Annotated in this window: 5 protein-coding genes; 2 read left to right on the plus strand and 3 right to left on the minus strand. The window is 75.1% G+C overall.

What is annotated here, in order from left to right:
- Positions 1-139 precede the first annotated feature (139 nt).
- The gene (locus tag WDV06_RS36145) at positions 140-1,471 is read right to left on the minus strand and encodes an aminotransferase class I/II-fold pyridoxal phosphate-dependent enzyme (RefSeq protein WP_395514046.1); all 1,332 of its coding nucleotides are present in this window, start codon (positions 1,469-1,471) and stop codon (positions 140-142) included.
- Positions 1,472-1,508: 37 nt separating this feature from the next.
- Between WDV06_RS36145 and WDV06_RS36150 the strand changes: the two genes are divergently transcribed.
- Positions 1,509-2,174, plus strand: a complete 666-nt coding sequence (locus WDV06_RS36150) for a pyridoxamine 5'-phosphate oxidase family protein (RefSeq protein ID WP_395514047.1) — start codon at positions 1,509-1,511, stop codon at positions 2,172-2,174.
- Here the strand turns inward: WDV06_RS36150 and WDV06_RS36155 are convergent.
- Together WDV06_RS36155 and WDV06_RS36160 are read right to left on the minus strand one after the other, a co-directional pair.
- On the minus strand, positions 2,156-3,127 hold the full coding sequence (locus WDV06_RS36155) for a DMT family transporter (protein ID WP_395514048.1): 972 nt from the start codon (positions 3,125-3,127) through the stop codon (positions 2,156-2,158). The two genes, WDV06_RS36150 and WDV06_RS36155, sit on opposite strands and share 19 nt — an antisense overlap.
- A 220-nt stretch (positions 3,128-3,347) precedes the next feature.
- Complete coding sequence (locus WDV06_RS36160) at positions 3,348-4,328, minus strand: EamA family transporter (protein WP_395514049.1); 981 nt, start codon at positions 4,326-4,328, stop codon at positions 3,348-3,350.
- 171 nt (positions 4,329-4,499) lie between these two features.
- On the opposite strand from WDV06_RS36160, the gene WDV06_RS36165 reads away from it, so the two are divergent.
- Positions 4,500-4,928, plus strand: coding sequence for a type II toxin-antitoxin system Rv0910 family toxin (locus tag WDV06_RS36165; RefSeq protein WP_045948990.1), 429 nt, complete (start codon positions 4,500-4,502; stop codon positions 4,926-4,928).
- Positions 4,929-4,978 lie beyond the last annotated feature (50 nt).

Raw genomic sequence — 4,978 nt, forward strand, 5'->3', positions numbered from 1 at the left:
ACAACAAAGAAAATATATTTAGTTATTAGTTATTTGTTGTTATTTTATCTGGACCCGCCGCCCGCGCCCCCCCCCCCGCCCCGCCCCCCCCCCCCGCGCGGGGCGGGGGGGGGGGGCCGGGGCCGTTCCCCGGGCGCGCTCAGTCGAAGCGGGCGCCGGTCGCCGGGCGGACCGCCGCCGCCAGGGCGTCGGCCAGGGGTTCCACGTCCCGCCGGTGCAGGGTGGACACCGTGATCCGCACCCCGGGCCCGGCCTCCACGCGGTAGACGGCACCCGGCCGCACCGCCCAGCCCGCCGTCAGCAGCCGCGTCACCACCGCCGTCTCGTCGGCCACCGGCACCCACACGTTCATCCCGCTGCGCCCGTGCGCCGCCACCCCCCGCTCGGCCAGCGCCTCGACGAGCCCGTCACGCCGCAGCCCGTACGAACGGGCCACCGCCGCCCGGTCCACCGCGCCGGCGCTCCACAGCCCGGCCACCGTGTCCTGGAGCAGCCGGCTGACCCAGCCGGGGCCCAGCCGCTGCCGGCCGCGCACCCGGTCCATCGTCACGGTGTCGCCCGTCAGCACGGCGACCCGCAGGTCGGGGCCGTACGCCTTGGCGGTGGAGCGGATCAGCGCCCAGTGCCGGGTGGCGCCGCCGAGCGGGCAGAGCGGCAGGTCCACGATGCCGTTGCCGTGGTCGTCCTCGATGAGCAGCACCTCGGGCCGGCCGGCCAGCAGCTCCCGCAGCCGCGCCGCCCGCTCCGGGCCGACCGCCGCCCCGGTCGGGTTCTGCGCGCGGGCCGTCACCACCAGGGCCCGGGCCCCCGCTCCGAGCGCGGCGGCCACCGCCTCCGGCCGCGGACCCTCGTCGTCGACAGCCACCGGCAGTACGCGCAGGCCCAGCGCCGGGACCAGGTCCAGCACGCTGCCCCAGCCCGGGTCCTCGACCGCCACGGCGTCCCCCGGCCTCAGGTGGGCGGCCAGCACCCGCTCGATGCCGTCCAGCGCTCCCGACGTCACCGCCAGGGCCCCGGCCGGGACCCCGTCGGCCTCGAAGTCCGCGCGGGCGAGGCGGGCGAGGTCGGGGAGGACCGGGTCGTCCCCGTACAGGGTGGGGGCCTGCGCGTACCGGCGGGCCGCGGCGGCCAGCGGCCCTTCCAGCGAGGGCAGCAGCGCGAGGTCCGGGTTGCCGTGGGTGAGGTCCCGCACCCCTTCGGGCACCTCCGGGGGGAGCGCGTCGCGGGGTGCGCTGGCGGGCCGCCCGCGCACCCGGCTGCCGCGCCGCCCGTCGGTCTCGATGACCCCGCGCTCGCGCAGGGACCGGTAGGCGGCCGCCACGGTGTTGGGGTTCACCCCCAGCTCGCCCGCCAGCTCGCGCATCGGCGGCAGCAGCGCGCCGGGCGCGAGGGCGCCCGATCCGACGCCCTCCTCGATGCTGGCCGCGATGTCCGATGCGCGGCGCCCACTGATCGTATATTCTCCTAGCACAAAGACAATTATGCACTAGTACAACGGAGTCCGCATCATGAGCGTCATCCCCGCCGCCTACGAGCCGACCGAGCGCACCGTCCCGAGCCGCTCCCGCGAGCGGGCCCGCTACGACCGCGAGACGGTGCACGCGATACTCGACCAGACCTACCTCTGCCACCTGGGCTTCGTCCGCGACGGCGCGCCGGTGGTCCTGCCGACGCTGTTCGGCCGCGTGGGCGAGACCCTGTACGTGCACGGCTCCACCGGCTCGCGCCCGCTGCTGGCCGCCGGGCAGCAGGACCCGGGCCTGCCGGTCTGCCTGACGGTGACGCACGTGGACGGGCTGGTGCTGGCCAAGTCGGCCTTCCACCACTCGATCAACTACCGCTCCGTTGTCGTCCACGGCACGGCGTACGAGGTCACCGACGAGGCGGAACGCCGAATGGCCCTGGACGCCCTCGTCGACCACGTCGTCCCCGGCCGCTCGGCCGACTCCCGGCCCGCCAACACCAAGGAGCTCGCGGCGACGGCGGTGATCCGGCTGGACCTGAACGAGGTCTCCGCCAAGATCCGCACGGGCGGCCCGAACGACGACGCCGAGGACCTGGAGCTGCCCTTCTGGTCGGGCGTGGTCCCGGTGGCGCCGGCGTACGGGACCCCCGTCCCGGCCGCCGGCCTGGCCCCCGGGATCGCCGTCCCGGACTACGTCAGCGCGCTCTGAGCCTCACGGGCGGGCCGGTCCGCGGGCCGGTCCGACCCGCCCGCGGACCTGCGCGCCTCGGCCGCGATCAGCGCGCCCACCGCGGCCAGCAGCAGTACGGTGCCCAGCACGACGGCGCCGGTCAGCCGCTCCCCCAGCACCCCGACGGCGATGGCGGCCGCGCTCACCGGCTCGATCAGCATGATCACCGACACCGTCGCGGCACGCACCGCCGCCGCCCCGGTGAAGTACAGGGCGTAGGCCAGGGCCGTCGGCACCACGGCGACGTACACCAGCAGCCCGAGCACCCGCGCCGGCTCGGCGGTGTGCGGCAGCAGTCCCTCCACCGCGGCGAGCGGCAGCAGGCACACCGTGCCCACGCCCACCGACCAGGCGGTGGTCACCAGCGGGTCCCCGCCCGCCCCGCGCCGCCCGAGCCACCGCGCCCGCAGGGTCATCCCCGCGTACCCGGCGGCCGACAGCAGGGCCCAGCCGACCCCCAGCGGTCTCACCTCACCGCCCCCGGAGCCCAGCACCAGGACGGCGAGCCCGCCGAGGGCACCACCGACGGCGGCCAGCCCGCCCCCGCCCAGCCGCTCGCCCATCCAGTACCGCGCGCCCAGCGCGATCAGCACGGGCCCCGCCCCCAGGGTGACCACGGTGCCGACGGCCAGGCCGGTCTCGCGGACGGCCCCGAAGTAGGCGGCCTGGAACAGGGTGAACATCAGACCGGTCCCGATCAGCGAGACCACCGAGGGCCGGCGGCCCCGCGCCGCCCGCCCGGGACGGCGTACGGCCATGACCGCCAGCAGCACCGCCAGCCCGCCGGCGCAGCGCCAGAAGGACAGGGCGAGCGGACCGAGATCACTGGCCAGGAAGAGGAGGGAGGCCGCCGCCCCGGCGGTGCCCCAGGCGATTCCGGCGACGACGAGGCAGAGCAGGCTGCGCCCGGTGGCGGGCGAATGGTTCGACACGTGTTTCTCCGCGCTTGCGTGAAGGATGAGGACTGCGGGTCATCGCTTCGCGGGCAGCACGGACCGGCCCGGGAACCCCCGTGGCTGGTCTCTCGTTTCGGCGGCGGCCGCCCGCGCTAGGCGGCCGGCGGCGAAAGCACGGTGTCGTACATGCCGAGCACCCTACGCCCTGTCCGCCTCTCGGACCAGGGCGTTCCGGATCGAACCGGACCCGGCGCCCCTACGCCCTCGTCCTCTCGGGCTCGGCGTCGGGCTCGGCCGCGACCTGCGGCAGGACCGATTCCGCCGCCACCACCGGGGCCGGGCGCGAGGACTGCGCGATGAAGGCGCCGCCCAGCACCAGCGCCCCGCCGGCCATCTGCCAGGTCGAGAGGTGCTCGTGCAGCAGCACCCAGGCCAGCACGGTGGCGACGACGGCCTCCAGGTTGGCCACGACGCCCGCGATCTGCGGCGAGAGCATCCGCACCGAGACCACGCCGGTCAGGTACGCGGCCACGGTGGCGACCAGCACCACCCAGCCGAGCAGCACCAGGGCGGGCACGCGCAGGTCCCCGAGCGCCGCGTCCCCGCCCAGCACCTGCCAGTCCATCTGCCAGGGGCGGGCCAGCACGGTCATCACCAGCGCGCCGACGATCATGCCGTGCGCGATCACGCCCATCGGGTCGGGCACGTCCTCGCCGTCCGTGCCCTGGTCCGCGAAGACGAAGTAGAAGGCCTGGCAGCAGGCGGCGGCGAGGCCGAGGAGCACCCCGAGGGGGTCGAGGCTCAGCCCGGCCCAGATCTCGACCACGCAGGCCAGCCCCACGACGGCCACCGCCGCCCCGGCCGCGGCCGCCCGGGTCACCGGCTTGCGCTGCACGAACCGGATCCAGCCGAGCAGCAGCGCCGGGCCCAGGTATTCCAGCAGCAGGGCCACGCCGACCGGGATCCGCGAGAGGGAGGCGAAGTAGAAGGCCTGCACGCCCGCGACGGCGACCAGCCCGAAGCCGGCGAGCAGCAGGGGCCGCCGCCGCACCAGGCCGCGGTGCCGCCAGGCCAGGGGGGACAGCACCAGGGCCGCCCCCGCCACCCGCAGCCACACCATGTGGAGCGGGTCCAGACCTGCCTCGATCAGCGGCTTCGCCGCGACACCGGAACCACCGAACGCACACGCCGAGACGAGGGCGAGGCCCAGTCCGGCGTTCTTCCCTGACGCTTGCATCGGGCCATCATGACAGGGCGCGTCAGGAGCGTCACCAGAGTGACACCTGTTGAGACGGACCCGATACCGAAGGCGCCGGCACCTCCGGTTTCTGACAGGTCATCAGTATTGAATGTTCCGACCCCCGGGGCTACGTTCCGCCGCACGAACCCGACGAGAAGGGGTGGACGCATGGCCGAGGTCACCGCGGAATCACGCATCGAGGCGCCCGCCGCGAAGCTCTGGGCCCAGCTGACCGACTGGGGCGCGTACGGGCAGTGGAGCATGACGCACACCGACTTCCCGAAGGGCGGCCCCGAGACCCTCGCGGTCGGCGCCACCTTCACCGAGAACATGAAGATGATGGGGTTCCCGGCCGAGGTCCTGTGGACCGTCTCCGAGCTGGAGGACCAGCGCCTCTTCGCGATCACCGGCAAGGGCCCGATGGGGGTCGCCGTCCTGACCCGGTACACCCTGACCGCCGACGGCACGGCCACGAAGGTCCGCATCGACGGGGAGTTCACCGGCGCCGCGGTCTCCCTGATGGCCGGCAAGCTCAAGGACTCGGCGACCGCCGCGCTGAACGAGTCACTGCGCCGGCTGGCGGCCCTGGTCGCCTGACCCGACCCGCCCGCGCACGGACGGCGCGCCCCGCGAGAGCTCTCGCGGGG

The sequence above is a fragment of the Streptomyces racemochromogenes genome (assembly GCF_044129415.1).
Lineage (GTDB): Bacteria > Actinomycetota > Actinomycetes > Streptomycetales > Streptomycetaceae > Streptomyces > Streptomyces racemochromogenes_A.

Coding starts and splice junctions, on each gene's coding strand:
- WDV06_RS36165 (WP_045948990.1), top strand. CDS start 4,500: ATGGCCGAGGTCACCGCGGAATCACGCATCGAGGCGCCCGCCGCGAAG.
- WDV06_RS36160 (WP_395514049.1), bottom strand. CDS start 4,328: ATGCAAGCGTCAGGGAAGAACGCCGGACTGGGCCTCGCCCTCGTCTCG.
- WDV06_RS36150 (WP_395514047.1), top strand. CDS start 1,509: ATGAGCGTCATCCCCGCCGCCTACGAGCCGACCGAGCGCACCGTCCCG.